The organism is Niallia circulans, from assembly GCF_007273535.1.
Lineage (GTDB): Bacteria > Bacillota > Bacilli > Bacillales > Cytobacillaceae > Niallia > Niallia circulans_B.
The window spans coordinates 414,352-430,444 of sequence record NZ_RIBP01000001.1; the positions used below are offsets into that span (position 1 = coordinate 414,352).

At 36.4% G+C, this 16,093-nt stretch carries 16 protein-coding genes; 11 read left to right on the forward strand and 5 right to left on the reverse strand.

Annotated features, from left to right (window positions below; all coding sequences use genetic code 11):
• Positions 1 to 493 precede the first annotated feature (493 nt).
• The 3 genes from CEQ21_RS03010 to CEQ21_RS03020 all read right to left on the reverse strand — a co-directional run bounded on the left by CEQ21_RS03010 (position 494) and on the right by CEQ21_RS03020 (position 4,110).
• Positions 494 to 1,216 (reverse strand): GntR family transcriptional regulator, encoded by a 723-nt coding sequence (locus tag CEQ21_RS03010; protein ID WP_185763179.1) that lies wholly within the window; start codon positions 1,214 to 1,216, stop codon positions 494 to 496.
• Positions 1,217 to 1,356: 140 nt separating this feature from the next.
• Positions 1,357 to 2,682 (reverse strand): PTS sugar transporter subunit IIC, encoded by a 1,326-nt coding sequence (locus CEQ21_RS03015; RefSeq protein WP_185763180.1) that lies wholly within the window; start codon positions 2,680 to 2,682, stop codon positions 1,357 to 1,359.
• Between the two features lie 24 nt (positions 2,683 to 2,706).
• Entirely contained in the window at positions 2,707 to 4,110 is a 1,404-nt protein-coding gene (locus tag CEQ21_RS03020) for a glycoside hydrolase family 1 protein (protein ID WP_185763181.1), read from the reverse strand.
• A gap of 450 nt (positions 4,111 to 4,560) precedes the next feature.
• Here CEQ21_RS03020 and CEQ21_RS03025 point away from each other — a divergent pair, with 450 nt between their 5' ends.
• The 7 genes from CEQ21_RS03025 to CEQ21_RS03055 all read left to right on the forward strand — a co-directional run bounded on the left by CEQ21_RS03025 (position 4,561) and on the right by CEQ21_RS03055 (position 10,114).
• Positions 4,561 to 5,040: a DUF2975 domain-containing protein gene (locus CEQ21_RS03025; RefSeq protein ID WP_185763182.1), complete on the forward strand. Its 480-nt coding sequence runs from the start codon at positions 4,561 to 4,563 to the stop codon at positions 5,038 to 5,040.
• 10 nt (positions 5,041 to 5,050) lie between these two features.
• Positions 5,051 to 5,263 (forward strand): helix-turn-helix domain-containing protein, encoded by a 213-nt coding sequence (locus tag CEQ21_RS03030; protein WP_185763183.1) that lies wholly within the window; start codon positions 5,051 to 5,053, stop codon positions 5,261 to 5,263.
• A 27-nt stretch (positions 5,264 to 5,290) separates the two neighbouring features.
• The gene (locus CEQ21_RS03035; RefSeq protein ID WP_185763184.1) at positions 5,291 to 5,509 is read left to right on the forward strand and encodes a hypothetical protein; all 219 of its coding nucleotides are present in this window, start codon (positions 5,291 to 5,293) and stop codon (positions 5,507 to 5,509) included.
• A gap of 620 nt (positions 5,510 to 6,129) precedes the next feature.
• Positions 6,130 to 6,609 carry a DUF2975 domain-containing protein gene (locus CEQ21_RS03040; RefSeq protein WP_185763185.1) on the forward strand — a complete coding sequence of 160 codons (480 nt, stop codon included), beginning with the start codon at positions 6,130 to 6,132 and terminating at the stop codon, positions 6,607 to 6,609.
• A 68-nt stretch (positions 6,610 to 6,677) separates the two neighbouring features.
• Positions 6,678 to 6,878 (forward strand): hypothetical protein, encoded by a 201-nt coding sequence (locus CEQ21_RS03045; RefSeq protein WP_185763186.1) that lies wholly within the window; start codon positions 6,678 to 6,680, stop codon positions 6,876 to 6,878.
• Positions 6,879 to 7,358: 480 nt separating this feature from the next.
• Entirely contained in the window at positions 7,359 to 8,747 is a 1,389-nt protein-coding gene (locus CEQ21_RS03050; protein WP_185763187.1) for an aminotransferase-like domain-containing protein, read from the forward strand.
• Between the two features lie 104 nt (positions 8,748 to 8,851).
• Positions 8,852 to 10,114, forward strand: a complete 1,263-nt coding sequence (locus tag CEQ21_RS03055; protein WP_185763188.1) for an MFS transporter — start codon at positions 8,852 to 8,854, stop codon at positions 10,112 to 10,114.
• A gap of 120 nt (positions 10,115 to 10,234) precedes the next feature.
• Here CEQ21_RS03055 and CEQ21_RS03060 read toward each other — a convergent pair whose 3' ends face one another.
• The gene (locus CEQ21_RS03060; protein ID WP_185763189.1) at positions 10,235 to 11,449 is read right to left on the reverse strand and encodes an FAD-dependent oxidoreductase; all 1,215 of its coding nucleotides are present in this window, start codon (positions 11,447 to 11,449) and stop codon (positions 10,235 to 10,237) included.
• Positions 11,450 to 11,759: 310 nt separating this feature from the next.
• Here CEQ21_RS03060 and CEQ21_RS03065 point away from each other — a divergent pair, with 310 nt between their 5' ends.
• Positions 11,760 to 13,025, forward strand: coding sequence for a sensor domain-containing protein (locus CEQ21_RS03065; protein ID WP_185763190.1), 1,266 nt, complete (start codon positions 11,760 to 11,762; stop codon positions 13,023 to 13,025).
• Between the two features lie 275 nt (positions 13,026 to 13,300).
• A complete protein-coding gene (locus tag CEQ21_RS03070; protein WP_185763191.1) occupies positions 13,301 to 13,723 on the forward strand; it encodes a DUF4181 domain-containing protein in 423 nt (140 codons plus the stop codon).
• Positions 13,724 to 13,809: 86 nt separating this feature from the next.
• Here the strand turns inward: CEQ21_RS03070 and CEQ21_RS03075 are convergent, their stop codons facing one another.
• A complete protein-coding gene (locus CEQ21_RS03075; protein ID WP_185763192.1) occupies positions 13,810 to 14,700 on the reverse strand; it encodes a fructose bisphosphate aldolase in 891 nt (296 codons plus the stop codon).
• Positions 14,701 to 14,994: 294 nt separating this feature from the next.
• On the opposite strand from CEQ21_RS03075, the gene CEQ21_RS03080 reads away from it, so the two are divergent.
• Together CEQ21_RS03080 and CEQ21_RS03085 are read left to right on the forward strand one after the other, a co-directional pair.
• Positions 14,995 to 15,489: a GNAT family N-acetyltransferase gene (locus CEQ21_RS03080; protein WP_185763193.1), complete on the forward strand. Its 495-nt coding sequence runs from the start codon at positions 14,995 to 14,997 to the stop codon at positions 15,487 to 15,489.
• Positions 15,490 to 15,678: 189 nt separating this feature from the next.
• A complete protein-coding gene (locus CEQ21_RS03085) occupies positions 15,679 to 16,071 on the forward strand; it encodes a RidA family protein (protein ID WP_185763194.1) in 393 nt (130 codons plus the stop codon).
• Positions 16,072 to 16,093: the final 22 nt, after the last annotated feature.

Consider the following 16,093-nt stretch of genomic DNA (forward strand, 5'->3'; position numbering starts at 1 on the left):
CGATTTTTTTTGTTTAAAACTGATTTATACTAAATTTATACACCGATTTATTTATCTTTTTATAATTGAAAATTAAAAGGATGGAGGAGGAAATTAATTATGAAAAACAAACTCATCTATGGCATTCTTTATACTTTATCAATCTTGGCCGGCTTCATTTTATTCTTTGCAGAGAGAAGATATAAAAAAACCGCAAAAAACCAAGCGAAAGAATAGACGAACAAAGTTGTACTTAAACTGCCGAGAAGGTTTTTTTACAAGCATTAAATATCACTAGTGATGTAGAATTAAGCTAACAATAAGATTCAAAGGATTATTACCAGCCGGTTTATGCATTTCAAAGTGAGGTTAATGGAGTGGAGAGCTTAATCTTAATACCAGCAATCTGAATTGGGGCGATATAGGAAGAAGCGAGATGTTAAAAGAAGACGCTCTTAAAAGGAAAAAAAACAGGGCACAGGATATGTGCTCTGTTTTTTATAGTTTCAGCTTGTTAATTTTTATACTTCATATCGACCACTAATATATCTCCCATATCATAACGATGCCGAGTCCGGGAATATTCAAATGGGACGCCGTTGTCCAAGTACACGACTTGAATGACTTCTAAAACAGGATCACGGTCTGTGCATTGTAAATATTGTTTATCAAGTTCATCTGGCTGGTCTGCGCGGATGCGCCTATTTGCGCCGAGAATTTTAAAGTTAAGATCTTTTTTTATATAATGATAGATCGACTTTTGTAAAATCTCTTCTGTGATATCGGGGATTACATGTACAGGCATTATCGTATGCTCCATTAAAAATGGTTCATCATTTAACAGCCTGAAGCGAACGATATCATAAATAGGCTGGTTCTTTGAAATCATTAATTTTTCTACTTCATCCTCAATTGGAAACCGGACATTGAAGGAGATAATGACACTCGAAATTTTTCCATTACCTTTTATTTGCTCTGTTAAGCCGATGTATTCATCAGCTTTTGCATCAAGCTGAGACATTTGTAAGGCATTTTTTCTGACAAATGTTCCAGATCCTTGTTTACTATAAATAAGGCCTTCTATAGATAATAAATTGAGTGCTTTAATAATGGTCACTCTGCTCGTTTCAAATTCTTTAGCCAATTTTTCCTGATCAGGAAGGGGCTTTGATGAATCATATTCTTTGTTGATGATTCTATTTCGAATTTGTTCTGCAATCCACTTATACTTAACCATTATTCGCACCTCAAGAAATTTAGTGTATAGTAAGGCTTTTTGTACGTTTTAAAAAAAGGAAATCGCCTTTTCCTTATATTTCAAGACGATTTCCTTCTATTAATATCATAACATGACTAAAAAGTATACAGTTAAGTTTGTTAAGCTGCTTTATCGTTATTCATCTGGCTGACCCGTTCACTGATCTTCATGAAAGGCAAGTATAGGAACGCACCACCAATAATAATGAGCGCCTGCAGAATAACAGCCTTCCAATCGCCTGCTGTCGCCAAGTATGCGCTTAACAGTGGCGGCGTGGTCCATGGAATATAAACGACCGTTTTGCTGATAAAACCGATAGCTGTTGCAAAATAACCAATTATAATACCAAGAGCAGGGAGAAGGACAAACGGAATCATCATTGGAATATTGAAAACAATAGGATAGCCAAAAATCACCGGCTCATTGATATTGAAAAGCCCTGGTCCTGTTGCTAACTTGGCTATATCCTTACCAGGTTTGCTTTTTCCAAACAGGAAAATAGCAAGTATGAGTGAAATCGTGCTGCCTGTACCGCCAATCATGCCAAAGGTCGGAACAAAAGAGCTGTTGATAATATGCGGGATTGCCTGACCGTTTGCATATGCCAGCATATTTTCATTCATATTGGCCAATAGCAGTGGGTCAAGTAAGGCGCCATTGACAACAGTTTGATGGATACCAATCGAGAAAAGGAAGTTTCCAATACTGTAAATGACAACTGTTCCTATCAAGCTCGTATTAATCTTTCGTAATGGTTCTTGAATCATCGAAGAGATAAGCGAGATTAAGTTAGTATCAAAGGCCACCGCCAGAATTAATGAAATGACTCCAAAGAAAGATAAAACTAGGATAGCTGGAATCATAACATTGAACGATTTACTTACGGCAGGGGGGATATTGTCCCCAAGACTAATTTCTAACTTTTTAATACTTGATACCTTGATGAAAATTTCAGTCGCAAGCAAGCCAATAATTATACCAGCAAACATTCCAGTCGTGCCAAGATTGCCGAATGTTAAAACACCTGTAATATCGACTGCTGTTTCAGTACCGACCGGAACCATCGAGACAGTATTTGGCATCATAATCACAAGTGTTGCCAATGCAATCGCAGCAGATGCTAAAGGATCTTTAAAGTTACGATTTCTTGATAAGCTATAAGCAATCATCGGAGCTAGCAAAAGTCCGGCTATATTTAGTGTTCCATTCGTAATGGTAGTTCCCCAATACTGGGCATTTACTAGTGTATCTCCGCCAAAAAACCAAGGGAAAATAACATTGTTAACAAGGACTGCAACTCCTGCTAAAATAAACAGCGGCATGATAACAGCAAAAGCATCTCTTAACGATCGCAAATGGATCTGTCCGCCTAATTTAGCGGCAAACATGGTGAATTTATCAATAAATGACAGTTTCTCAGCATTGTCTGTTTGACTTTTACTCATACTGTATTCACCCTCTTGGTATTTTTATTGATTCACTTTATTCTCCAAAGCCTCAAGATCTGCCCCATTACTCTTGATTACTTTTTGCAGCCACCAAAAGCTTTTCTTCGGAACTCGTTTCATATCCTTCAAATCATCGTTCTCACGGTTGACATACACCACGCCATAGCGCTTGCGCATATCACCTTGTGAGCTTAAAATATCAATTAACCCCCAGCCCAAATATCCTATGACATCAACTCCGTCTATGAAAATTGCGTCCTTCATCGCTTGAAAATGTGCTTTGTGATAAGCGATACGATAGTCATCCTGAATTTCATTTTTTCCATCCCATGACTCTATCACACCGATGCCATTCTCAATCGGGAAAACAGGTAATTTGTATCTGTCATACATTTTATTGATGACATCTCTAAATCCAAGCGGATCAATCTGCCAATTCCATTCTGTTGTTTCTAAATACGGATTATCTTGTTTCCCGTAATGCATAAAATAATTGACAGACGTTCCCTCTGGAATCAAATCGGTATTAATAGTGGTGCTGGCGTAATAACTAAATGATAGGAAATCACTGCGAAGTTTGGCCAGTTCTTCCAAATCTCCATCTTTAATGCCCATATCAATGTTCTCACGTTGGACATATGTCATAATTTCTTTTGAATACTTTCCGAATGTAAATGCTTCTAGGAGGTTGTGGTTGAAAAATTCATCAACTTTTCTGGCATAGAGGATATCTTTTGGTTTGCAGGTGGCTGGATATACTTCAATATAAGCAAGCATTCCGCCAATTAAAGCATTCTCGTGGTTTTCGTGAATATAATTGGCGATGTTGGCGTGTGCCATCATGACATGATGCTGTATCTTATATAGTTCATTCAATGTTTTCTCACCAGTAAGATAACCACTAATTTTAAAAGCTTCAGGGATGTGATAGAGGTTTTGTTCATTAAACGTAATCCAATATTTTACCTTATGGGCAAAGCGGTCAACCATTTCCTTACCGTAACGGACAAAGGCATCCAATACTTCTCTGCTGACAAATCCATTGTATTTTTCCGCCAAATGAAGTGGCATATCAAAGTGATAAAGACAAATCATCGGTTCAATTCCGCGTTCAATTAAGCCGTCAATAAATTTGTCATAAAAAGCAATACCTTCTTCGTTGAAAGCACCGTCACCCAATGGATTAACCCGACTCCATGAGATTTGGAAGCGGTAACAATTCATGCCGAGCTGCTGCATATAATCAAAATCCTCTTCATAGCGATGATAGCTGTCAGTTGCTACTTTCCAATCTGAGGCAAATTCGGAGGCTTCACGGATATCATAAACCGATAATCCTTTCCCGCCTTGATTCCACGCACCTTCAGTCTGCATACTAGAAACAGAGTTGCCCCACAAAAAACCGTCTTTTAACTTGTCAGTCATTTTTTACCCTCCATTTCAATATTGGTTTTACAGGTTTATTGTAAGCGCTTTACTTAAAGTTGTAAATACAAATTTTAAAATTTGTTAATATGTATTTAGGTTTGTGCAATTTTTGATTAATGTATGCACATCCTTGGTGGACTACATTGTGGTTTATTATTATTTTTTGGAGTATAAGTAGTATGAGCATTATTAAAAGTAAAGAATAGTTTATTTCACTAATCTCAGTCTGAAAAAATATAATGGTCTGTCCCTGTGTATTTAAGACAAAGGCTTACGATGATTTCTAAGCCTTTTTTCTTTTGGAGTGAAATGGATTTATGTTTTAATAATCCTTAAAAGGATTTTGTGATTCAATAACTAAATAATAAAAAAGAATAATAATTTATTGTAAAACAATAAATTATGTGGTAAATTCGATTTGTAAATTATTTAGTGAGGTGTTTTGTTATGTTAAAACGAGGGTCCACAACCTTTTTGAAGTTAGCTGTATTTTTAATAGGGCTGCCCATATTAGCTCTAGGTGTATTTGGGATATTTTATTTAACGAAGAATCCTGCAAATCCTGATTATGCACACTTGTTATACCCAATGGTCATTATTATGTATATATCAGCAGCTCCATTTTTTCACGCATTGGTTCAGGCATTCCGACTTTTGAGCTTTATCGATAAGAATCATGCGTTTTCTCAAGACTCCGTAAGAGCTTTAAGAGTGATAAAATACTGCGCGGTCGTCATTAGTGGTTTGTATGTCATCATGCTTCCGTTCGTCTTCCTTGTAGCCCAGCTAGATGATGCGCCTGGCTTAGTTATTATCGGGATGGTTCCTATCTTTGCGTCTATTGTCATCGCGGTGTTTGCAGCGGTTCTTCAAAAGCTTCTAAAAGACGCAATTGACCTTAAAGATGAAAATGAGCATACGATATGAGGTGGATAACATGGCAATCATAATAAACATAGATGTAATGCTAGCAAAAAGAAAAATGAGTGTAACAGAATTATCAGAGAAGGTCGGTATCACAATGGCCAACCTCTCCATATTGAAAAATGGGAAAGCAAAAGCTGTACGCATTACCACTTTAGAAGCGATTTGTAAGGCATTAGATTGCCAACCTGGAGATGTTTTAGAGTATAGACCAGATAATGATTGATTTCATTTTAGAATAGGTGTAGATAGTATGAAAGTTATTCAAGAAGCAGCAGAATTTCATAGCAACGAATATCACGAAATTCTTTCTTTAGGATTAGCTTTTGTCTTAAACGGTAAGAGGTTTTCTGTTCTTCATGTATATGTTGTGGCAGATGTGATTACGTGTGTATCTAAAACAGAAGGATTCGCCTATGATGAACTGGAAGAGTTTTTGGAAGAGGGAAGAGCCTATATTGTATTTGATTAAGATTAGTAGAGGTAGGGGATTGCTATGAGAAGTAAACAACGGTCAAAGATAAAACTTATATGCACATGCTTCATTGTTCTAATAGGAGCTCTGATTGTAACCGGGAGCTTTTTCATAGAAGAAGTAAAAAGAGAAGAGAAGATGGACGATGCAATCCAACCTCTTTAATAGGTACATCCTTGCTAAAAAGCTCTTCTCCAAATCAAATTCATGAGGTTGTCCTTCAAGAAATGATTGTTGAGGATTGGGATAAGAAGGACAATAAAGTTGTCTATGGATATTATTCCTTCCGGATTTATTATGGGAATCATAGCGGCAGTTTGGCCAGGTATAATGAGATTAAGAGGCTCGGTGTGTGACGCCTTAAAATGTGGAAGTTACCTGGGAAGACGATAATATCGCAGTTATAAATGTACAAACAATCGGATGAAGGAGATAGAGTGATAAACCAGTCCATACGTTTGAACACAACAGATTAAAGAAACATCGGCATGTTAGCAGCTAAGAATAGAGTTGAATTAGTAAAGCGCAGATGCTAAAAAGTAAGATTCAGTATTTATTCGTCTTTTAAGATAAGTACATATCTGAAAAGAGATTTTCATTAAAAAGGGGAGTTATAAATGAATGTTAAACAAGTTTCTGCCACCTTCTTAAAGGTCGTGGTTTTTCTGGTTGGAATTGCAGTGCTTGCTTTATGTATTTATTGGATGCCTGCATTAACTATTAAAGACTTAAAAGCTCATCCAGGTGGAGATTACACGATATTTCCTCTTTTAGTATGTGCGTATGGAGTCTGTATTACTTTTTCTATTGCACTTTTCCAAGTATATAAGTTATTAACCTATATCAAAAGGGATAACGCTTTTTCTGAGTTATCTCTTAACACTTTGAAGAGGATAAAAAGATGTGCTTTGGCTGCCATTTTCTTTATGTTGTTAATGATAATAAGCTTAAAGGTGATTTCTACAATAAATGGAGATGATGCTGCGGGTCCTATTTCGATAAGTCTGATGGGGATTTTAGCAACATGTATCATCACGGCCATTGTGGACGTACTTCAGAAGCCATTAAAAAATTTTCTGGATAAAAAATTGGTGTAACTTTCTTGCAAATTTCTCAATTATCGGAACATATTCTTTAAAGAAGAAAAAACTATGGGGGTGGCTAGATGGGATTTTATTATTTATTATTACTCGTTATCGGAATTGTACTAATTGTAATTGGAGCACTTAAAAAGGAAGTGCCTCGTTCAGTTAAAATAGTTATCTTACTATTTGTAATTGGAATTGTATTTATAGTAATGTCATTAATATTATTGCTTCCTGGTAGCTCTGACGTTATTACTGAACTTTTAAAATGGAATAGCTAAGTTTCAATTTTGCTGTGAAATCTATAAAACCAAACATAACTTCCGTTTTTATGGAAGTTATGTTTTTTTCTATAAATATCAACATTAAACTTTAACAGAGCCTTATTTTTCAAAAACTAAAAATATGAAAAAATGAAAAATCAAACTATTAAGCAATAATGGAGTTAGATAAAAATATTATTCGTGTTTAGTTCATTGCCTCAAATTAAATAGTTCGGTTTTTAACTAGAAATACATATTTATATTCCAGCCTCTTTTTTATTGGGTGTTTTAGGTTTTTAATATTATTGTTTTTCTAGGGTAGAATTCTTGTAATATATACATTTATGTCCGATTAATTGCAATGTTTTGTTTATCTATTTGAAACGCTTCTAATAGTTAATTAATAATATGTTACTTAAAACAATAATTTATAAGGCAAGATAACAATTGCTAACATAAACAAAGGAATCTTATAATGAACTAAAAAAGGTGTTTATTATGCCAATTAATTCGTTTGAAAACTACCATATGAGCTGGAAGCCAGTGATTAATAGAATAGAAAAGCCAATTTATAAAGTGCTGGCACGTCAATTGGAAGAGGATATTGTAGAGGGGATTTTATTACCTGGAACTAAGCTTCCGCCTCAGCGCGAACTGGCTGATTATCTGGATTTAAATGTGAGTACTATTTCCAAGGCTTTTAAAGTTTGTGAGATGAAGGGGTTGTTAAGTGCCTCTGTTGGAAGTGGTACTTTTGTCTCGTACGATGCAGTTTCAAATGCCTATTTACTTGAAGATACTAAGCCAACACACTTAATAGAAATGGGTGCAACAATACCAGGTAATGATTCATTTGAACCGCTGATGCACCAGCTTAAAAGTATGCTGCAGGAAGGGGATTATGAGAAATGGTTTGGCTATGGTCGTGGAGGAGAAAGTATTTGGCAAAAGGATGCAGCGGTAAAGTTAATTCGTAGAGGTGGATTTGAAACAACGGTTGACCATATTTTATTTGCCAATGGGGGACAAAATGCCATTGCTGCCACCTTGGCGAGTCTGTGTAAGCCTGGAGATCGGATTGGTGTTGACGAACATACTTATCCTGGATTAAAAACGGTTGCAGCTATGTTAAGTGTGCAAATTGTGCCAATTAAATCAGAAAACGATCAATTAAGCCCAACAGCATTTGAGGATGCCTGCAAAAATGAAAATATAAAAGGCGTATACATCATTCCAGATTATCATAATCCGATGGCTTCTATAATGACTGTAGAGAATCGAAAGAGGATTGCGGCAGTTGCCAAGAGGTATAACCAGTTTGTTATGGAAGATGCATCGTACCATTTGCTCAATCAAAGCCCGCTGCCAGCTGTTGCATCATTTGCACCAGAGCAGGTTATCTATATTGCAAGTTTGTCTAAATCCTTAGCACCAGGCTTACGTCTAGCGTATGTGTCAGTACCGCTTAAGTATAAGGAGCTAATTTCTAAGGCACTTTATAATTTAAATATAACTGTCTCTCCTTTATTAGCAGAGCTGACAGCACGAATGATCGTGTCGAATCAATTTGAAGGATTAATTCAAGGGCATCAGTTGCAGAACAAACACAGGAACGAACTGCTAGAACAGTATTTATCAAACTATACATGTGTCGGTGATGAGATAGGGATTTTTCGGTGGCTGTTGCTACCCGGAAAGGTTACTGGTGCTGAATTTGAGGCATTAGCTGCCAAGCATGGGGTGCAGGTCTATGCGGCTGAACGTTTTTTTGTTGGTAATAGCTGTCCAAAAAGGGCAGTGCGAGTCGCAGTATGTGCACATAGTACACTTGAAGAGCTTAAACAAGGATTAAATATCTTAAAGGGCTTACTGGATAAGCTTAAATAAAATGTTTGCCATACAATTATGTTATTGTATGGTTTTTTTAACGGTGTTATGATGACTTTAATTCTAGTTAATAGTATAGCTGTAAAGAAAGGCAGGTTAGATAGGTGATAGAAGATCATTCGGATAGGATACATAGTTATGATAATGACTCAGAAAAGAGAAAATCTTTTTACAAACGAACTTTATTTATTGTTAGTATCTCACAGGTTTTTGGTGGTGCAGGATTAGCAGCAGGTGTTACTGTTGGGGCACTGCTTGCACAGCAAATGCTTGGCACAGATGCTTATGCTGGTTTACCTACTGCCTTGTTTACGTTAGGATCTGCAGGAGCTGCTTTATTTGTGGGGAGACTTTCTCAACGTTATGGCCGTCGTATTGGTCTTACGACTGGGTTTATCATTGGTGGACTTGGAGCAATTGGGGTAATAATTTCTGCCATTATCAATAGTATTATCTTATTATTAATCTCACTGCTTATTTATGGAGCGGGAACAGCAACAAATTTACAGGCACGCTATGCAGGTACTGACTTAGCAACAAGTAAACAGCGGGCAACGGCAGTCAGTATGACGATGGTTTTTACAACATTTGGAGCGGTAGCAGGTCCGAACCTAGTAAATGTTATGGGGAACCTTGCTAGTTCTATTGGTATACCGTCCATTGCCGGTCCGTTCATTTTAGCGGCAGCGGCATATATATTGGCAGGGCTTGTTCTTTTCTTGCTTCTACGGCCAGATCCGTTAATTATTGCTAGAAATTTAGCAGTAACTAACGAAGTTAACAAGAATGTATTAACAACATCAGAAAATACAGAAGACAAAAGAGGAATACTTGTTGGTGCAGCCATAATGGTAATGACGCAAATCGTAATGGTAGCAATCATGACAATGACACCTGTGCATATGAGTCATCATGGCCATGGACTTGGTGCTGTAGGTCTTGTCATTGGTTTTCATATTGGTGCCATGTATTTGCCTTCACTTATTACAGGTTTCCTTGTTGATAAGCTAGGGAGAGTTTTTATGGCTATTGCCTCTGGAGTAACATTACTCCTGGCAGGCTTAACTTCTGCTTTTGCACCAGCAGATTCCATGCTTCTTCTAATAATTGCTCTGTCTTTACTTGGATTAGGGTGGAACTTTGGCTTAATAAGTGGAACTGCCCTCATCGTCGATTCAACTCAAATGACGACTCGTGCAAAAAGACAAGGAACAGTTGATGTTCTAATTGCATTATCAGGAGCTGCAGGCGGTGCCTTATCCGGCATGATTGTTGCTGGCTCAAGTTATGCAACATTATCATTAATTGGCGGAGTTATATCCTTACTTCTAATTCCTGTAGTAATATGGGCTCGTGCTAAAAAATAACATGATAACAAGTATGGTGAGTGTTCAATGAGAGCATTCACCATTTTACTTTCTAATCAAAGGATAAAAACTCATGTTCAAAACAATTAGGTTTCTTAGAAAATAACGAATCGTGAATTCCTACTTTTTAATAGAGTCTTTAATTTTTAATACAACACTTACACAAGGAATCAACACGCTCATGGCAAATTTTCGTATGAAGGTGTTTTTGAAACGGCGTTGCCAATATAATGGTGGCCGAGCTTCTGCCACAGCCTTTGGTGCATATTTCAGCATGTCAGCTTGATATGCTTGCAATGCATATGACGAATCGTCATACTTTACCAGCTTTTTTGCCAAGTTTACTGCGTCCAGTATGGAAGTGCTCGCACCGAGCCCGCTAGTTGGCGGCATTGGATGAATGGCGTCTCCAATTAATGTTATTCTACTGTGCTTCCACGAGGTAAGATTGCTAGGATACCAAAAGGGAAAAGCTGCTGTTTTGCCTTTTTCAGAGTTATTGATAAGCGCAAGAAAGCTGTCGTCCCAGTGTCTTATTAACTCGTATGCTTCTTTTTCAAGCTCATCAGAGGTTAATTTTCTGAAATTTCCACGAAGCTCTTCATCTATTGCTGCAACAGACCAGACAATATATGGTTCCTCAAGGACATCCAAGTTTGTTATTAATTCATTTTTTGTTGTCGGTGCATGTACAGTTATAAACATGCCAATTCCTTTTGGACCAACTGCAAATCCAGGTCCTTTAAAAAAATCTTTGTTAATAGTTGATCTTAACTGGGGAGTTAGCAAGGATCTTCCGGCAATCCCCATCACTCCTGCATATTTTGCTGTTGAACGTCCAAGGAGTTGTTTGGCTACTTCTGAATGCACACCATCTGCACCAACTAATATATCAACCTTTTCACTTGGGGCGTTCGAAAAATAAAGGATAATGCCAGAATCCTCTTCTTTGTAATGAGTGAAGTGTGTATCCCAACGAATTACCTCTTCCAAGTTTATTGCTAATATTTTTCGTAAAGGAATTCTTCCGATCATTAGAAGGTCTTCCTCATCTGTTTGACGAAGGCAGAGCTTTGTTTTTCCATGATGATCTACTATCGAAAATTGTGCAAATGATTCAGGACCAGTTCCACTAAGTTTAAGTAATTTTTCTATATTATCAGGAAGATGTTTGTGAATTGATTTTAACGCAGCTTCACTTAAATGCAGACGGTAGCCACCAGTTTTTTCGGCAGCAAGATCACGGTCGAACAAGCTTACTTCTATATTTTGTTCAATTAGTGCTTGAGCCAATGTTAGTCCACCAATACCAGCACCAATTATACCAACCCTCATACACAGCCCTCCAGGAACTTATTTTTTGACTGTTTATCATATGCGAAATCACCGGAACATTATAACACCAACATAATTGTTAACTGAATTAAGGGGTGGTTAGCAGTTATAAATTATTTATAAGGAGTTTATTTTACTTTTTTTGGGATAATGTTTGTGAGATGCTTATGAGTTGAATTAAAAGTGAGCAAATAGTAGGGTTAGGTAGTGATGTAAAAGAACTAGTTATTAGGAATATATTAACAGAAGACCGAGATTCCTAATATTTGTTATAATTATTCTGTTAATTTGAATTGTTGGATGGTGGAACATGGAAGAGAACATGAACGATAAAGATGAGACTCGGACAAACGAAGAAAGATTTCGGTTGTTAGTAGAGCATGTCAGTGATTGGATATGGGAAGTAGATGAAAATGGTATATATACGTATGCTAGTCCGCAAATCAAGGATATATTAGGATATTCGCCTGCAGAGGTTATCGGAAAAACACCATTTCATTTGATGGAGCCTTTGGAAGGAAAACGTATTGCGCCAATTTTTGAGTACCATGTTGCTAATAAGCTGCCAATTAAAAGCTTAGAAAATATTAATCTTCATCGTGATGGCCATGAAGTAATATTAGAAACGAGTGGTTCTCCCATTATTAACGCAGAGGGAAATTGTATTGGCTATAGAGGCATAGATAGAGATATTACTTTAAGAAAACAGCAGGAGCGCAGACAGCAGCAGCTCTTAGATATTATAGAAGCCTCTCCAGACTTTATTGCAACATTAGACACTGCTGGAAACAGTTTGTATTATAATCCAGCTGCACAGAAAATGCTTGGTATTAGTCAAGAGGAAAGCACTGGCGAAAAGGTAACACAAAGATGGATCACAGAAATTATCAAAGCAGAGGGCATTCCAACTGCAATCGAAAAAGGCCATTGGAAGGGAGAAACAACAATCCTTAAGGAAGATGGCGCAAAAATTCCAGTTTCGCAAATGATCGTGGCACATAAATCGGAAAACGGTGATGTGGAGTTTCTATCTACGATTGCCCACGATATAACAGAGAGAAAAGAGCTTGAAAAGGTAGTGTATTACCAAGCGCATTATGATCCCTTAACTAATTTACCAAACAGGAGATCACTTCACAATAAATTGTCAAAATTGATAGAAAACCAAACACAACAGAAAAAAGTCGCCGTGTTGTTTATGGATTTAGATAATTTTAAGGAAATCAATGATAATCTAGGCCATGAAATTGGAGATAAATTACTTAAAATGACAGCGAATCGTCTGAAAAACTGTGTGAAGGAAGTAGACTTTGTTTGCCGATATGGCGGAGATGAATTTATATTAATGCTGGAAAAAATCCAATCTAATGCTGAAGTGGAAGAAAGGGCAGAGCGGATTATAGCAGCATTTCAGGAGCCATTTCAATTGGACGGAATTTCATGGAAGATAAGCGGAAGTATTGGAATAAGTATTTTTCCTGATGATGGAGCCGATTTAGCGGCATTAATAGAGAAAGCAGATACGGCGATGTATCAAATAAAACGAACCGGTAAAAATAATTATTTAAGAGAATAGAAATGGGGGCTTTCCTTTTTAATAGGTGAGCTCCTTCTTTATGTATTATTTATTACTAGAAGGTAAAAGGCACTAGCACGAAAAATGCATTCTAAATTTTGTATTTTAATGGAACTTTTTTTAATTAAATTCGTAAGAAATAGTAGTAAGAAGTTATATTGTCGCCTAGCTAAAATTATGAACAAGTAGACGTATCTTCGTAAACTTTGTATTAATAGAAATTAGAGTAAAGTACCCAAAACAACATAAGAATTGGACTTAAAGGGGGCGTGAATATGTTTGGTTTAAGTTTGTCCTTTGGACTGAGGTTATTAGTATTACTTGTTATTGTTTTTGTATTAATGTTTTTATTTAATTATTTAATGAGTAAAACGTTAAAGGTTCAGAGGAAGAAAATTTTTTCTGATAACCATATTAATGAGAAACATAAAAAGATAGATTGGACCCTAAGAATAATAACGTTCATTAGCATGCTTTTAGTATTTCCTTTCAGTATTGATGAAACGAAAAGCTATTGGTTTCTACAGCCGTGGATAATATTGAGCCTTTTTCTTATCGTTTCTGAAATCGTAAGGGCTGTGATGGAAAGGAAATATGCAGAGAATCCTGTAGCTTATAAATTAACGCTTAGTCAATTGATTTTTGTTATTATTTTGTTTTTTACTTTATTCAAGACAGATTTTTGGGGATTATTTTAAGTTAATAGTACACCTTCTCCTACTATGACAAAAAACCACCCCTGAACATCTGTACAGGGGTTGGTTTTGTAAGTGGTGACAATATGCTATTTATTTACCGATGCCTCATAAATACCTTTAATAGATTTAGCTAAAAGTGAGTCGAATTCCTCGTTGCTTTGGCTGACAGTTAATCCTTCTGCTAAGGCGCGAGAGAAACTAGCGATTAGGCCCTGATTTAATGCCAGCTTCTGATTTGCATCCATTTGTGAATATCCCCCTGATAAAGCAACAATTCTTACTACATGAGGATCTTCAAGTAAGTCACTGTAGAAATTGTTCGCAGTTGGAATGGAGACTTTAAGGATAACTTTTTCATTATCTTCAAGCGTAGATAGCTTAGTAAGCAGCTCTTCCTTTAATATCTTCTCAATGGCTTCTTTATCTGTACTATTAATATCTACTTCAGGCTCAATAATAGGAACTAGTCCCATTTCGATAATTTGTTTACCAATTTCAAACTGTTGATCAACAACCTTTTTTATTCCGTTACTATTTGCTTCCTTAATAACGGAACGCATTTTTGTCCCAAAAATATTTCGATTAACCGCACGCTTAAGTAAATCATTAAGGTTTGGCATCGGCTTCATAAGCTGAACACCATCACTTAAATCGGCTAATCCCTTATCAACTTTAAGGAAAGGGACAATCCCTTTTTGCTTCCAAAGATAATCAGCAGTATATTCTCCATCAATTTTCCGGTCCATGGTGTTTTCAAACAAGATGGCACCTAGAATATACTCAGAGTTAAAGGTGGAACTTTTGATAATACGCGTTCGCATCTCATGTACCAAAACATACATTTCTTCTTCATTTGCATAACTGTTTTCCTTAACTCCGTAAAGTAACAAAGCCTTAGGTGTACTTCCACCACTTTGATCCAAAGCAGCTATAAACCCTTTACCTGTGCGAATTCTTTCTAATTGCTCTAAATTCATGATTATTCCTCCTTGTTTAAATCGCTTTTACGAAACTAGCATTTCCTGTAGAAGATAGTCTGTTTTTGATAAAAGTTAACTAACTAGCGTTTTAACCATAATATCCTTTAGATAATTTACCCATTATTCCGTACATAAATCCTATTTTGACGATGCAACAAGAACCTGAATTTATTTTGAAGTGAGAATTGTCGGGGAAATAAATCCTTTTATCGTATATTATTGATTCAATTACTTGATATAATATAAAAAATTGATAGAAATTAACCTAATAGAGAAGAGGGCTTTGAAGTAATGGTTTCATTAAGAAATGTGCAAACTAATGACTTAAATCAGTTGTTAGCAATTGAAAATGAAGGATTTTCAAAAGAAGAGGCTGCTACAAAGGAAGCGTTCGTGGAAAGGATTCAACTTATCCCAGATACCTTTATTGTTGCTGAAGATGAAGGAGTGATTATAGGATATATAAATGGTCCGATAATTAATCAACCATATATAACAGACGATCTGTTTGAACAAATAAAAGAAAATCCGAAAATAGGAGGTTATCAGAGTGTTTTAGGATTAGCAGTGTTAAAGCAAGCTAGAAATCTAGGGATTGCTAAGGTGCTTATAAGTGCGCTGGAGGATCTTGTGGAAGAAAATGAAAGAGAAGGAATCACGCTAACATGTAAACAGGAACTAGTTAGCTTTTATGAAAGGTATGGATTTAGTAACCATGGCCTGTCTGCATCCCAACACGGAGGAATTAGCTGGTATAACATGGTGAAAGATAGAAGCAAGAGGTAAAAGGATTGGATTACCGGAAGTACGATATGAAATCTATGAATAATAGTATTTAAGCAATGAAAGAAACAGGCTTCAGGGGCTGTTTTTTTTATTTGCTGGGTTTTGGGAAGTTCCTTAAAATTCAACAGACACTTGGAAAATGTTAGAATAGAAGTTGGAATATTAAAACTTAAAAAAGGGGCAGCTATCATGAAAAAATCTCTAAATCCAGAAACAATACATAACCCAGTAGCACCTTATGTACATCAGATTGAAGTTACAGCACCTAGTAAATGGTTAACGATGTCAGGCCAAATAGGCATGGATATTGAGGGAAACATACCTGATGATCCATTAGAACAATTGAAATTGGCACTCGACAATGTTAAAGAGAATCTCGTGGCTGCAAATATGACTGTTTCCGATTTAACAAAACTAGTATTCTATTTGGTTGGTGACTTTGATGCAGAGAAAAGAAGAAATATTATTGGAGATTTTGTGGGAGAGCACCTTCCTTGTACGACCATGATGTATGTCGTAGGGCTTGCAGCACCGGCTCTTAAAGTAGAAGTGGATGCGTGGGCATGTCAGGAATTAAATTAGCAATACTCCGAAATACTTTAAG

Bases quoted from the DNA above. Each gene is read 5' to 3' on its own strand.
- CEQ21_RS03030 (WP_185763183.1), top strand. From the start codon at position 5,051: ATGGCAATCATAATAAACATAGATGTAATGCTAGCAAAAAGAAAAATG.
- CEQ21_RS03035 (WP_185763184.1), top strand. From the start codon at position 5,291: ATGAAAGTTATTCAAGAAGCAGCAGAATTTCATAGCAACGAATATCAC.
- CEQ21_RS03060 (WP_185763189.1), bottom strand. From the start codon at position 11,449: ATGAGGGTTGGTATAATTGGTGCTGGTATTGGTGGACTAACATTGGCT.
- CEQ21_RS03040 (WP_185763185.1), top strand. From the start codon at position 6,130: ATGAATGTTAAACAAGTTTCTGCCACCTTCTTAAAGGTCGTGGTTTTT.
- CEQ21_RS03010 (WP_185763179.1), bottom strand. From the start codon at position 1,216: ATGGTTAAGTATAAGTGGATTGCAGAACAAATTCGAAATAGAATCATC.
- CEQ21_RS03050 (WP_185763187.1), top strand. From the start codon at position 7,359: ATGCCAATTAATTCGTTTGAAAACTACCATATGAGCTGGAAGCCAGTG.
- CEQ21_RS03025 (WP_185763182.1), top strand. From the start codon at position 4,561: ATGTTAAAACGAGGGTCCACAACCTTTTTGAAGTTAGCTGTATTTTTA.
- CEQ21_RS03075 (WP_185763192.1), bottom strand. From the start codon at position 14,700: ATGAATTTAGAGCAATTAGAAAGAATTCGCACAGGTAAAGGGTTTATA.
- CEQ21_RS03015 (WP_185763180.1), bottom strand. From the start codon at position 2,682: ATGAGTAAAAGTCAAACAGACAATGCTGAGAAACTGTCATTTATTGAT.
- CEQ21_RS03045 (WP_185763186.1), top strand. From the start codon at position 6,678: ATGGGATTTTATTATTTATTATTACTCGTTATCGGAATTGTACTAATT.
- CEQ21_RS03080 (WP_185763193.1), top strand. From the start codon at position 14,995: ATGGTTTCATTAAGAAATGTGCAAACTAATGACTTAAATCAGTTGTTA.
- CEQ21_RS03070 (WP_185763191.1), top strand. From the start codon at position 13,301: ATGTTTGGTTTAAGTTTGTCCTTTGGACTGAGGTTATTAGTATTACTT.
- CEQ21_RS03065 (WP_185763190.1), top strand. From the start codon at position 11,760: ATGGAAGAGAACATGAACGATAAAGATGAGACTCGGACAAACGAAGAA.
- CEQ21_RS03020 (WP_185763181.1), bottom strand. From the start codon at position 4,110: ATGACTGACAAGTTAAAAGACGGTTTTTTGTGGGGCAACTCTGTTTCT.
- CEQ21_RS03085 (WP_185763194.1), top strand. From the start codon at position 15,679: ATGAAAAAATCTCTAAATCCAGAAACAATACATAACCCAGTAGCACCT.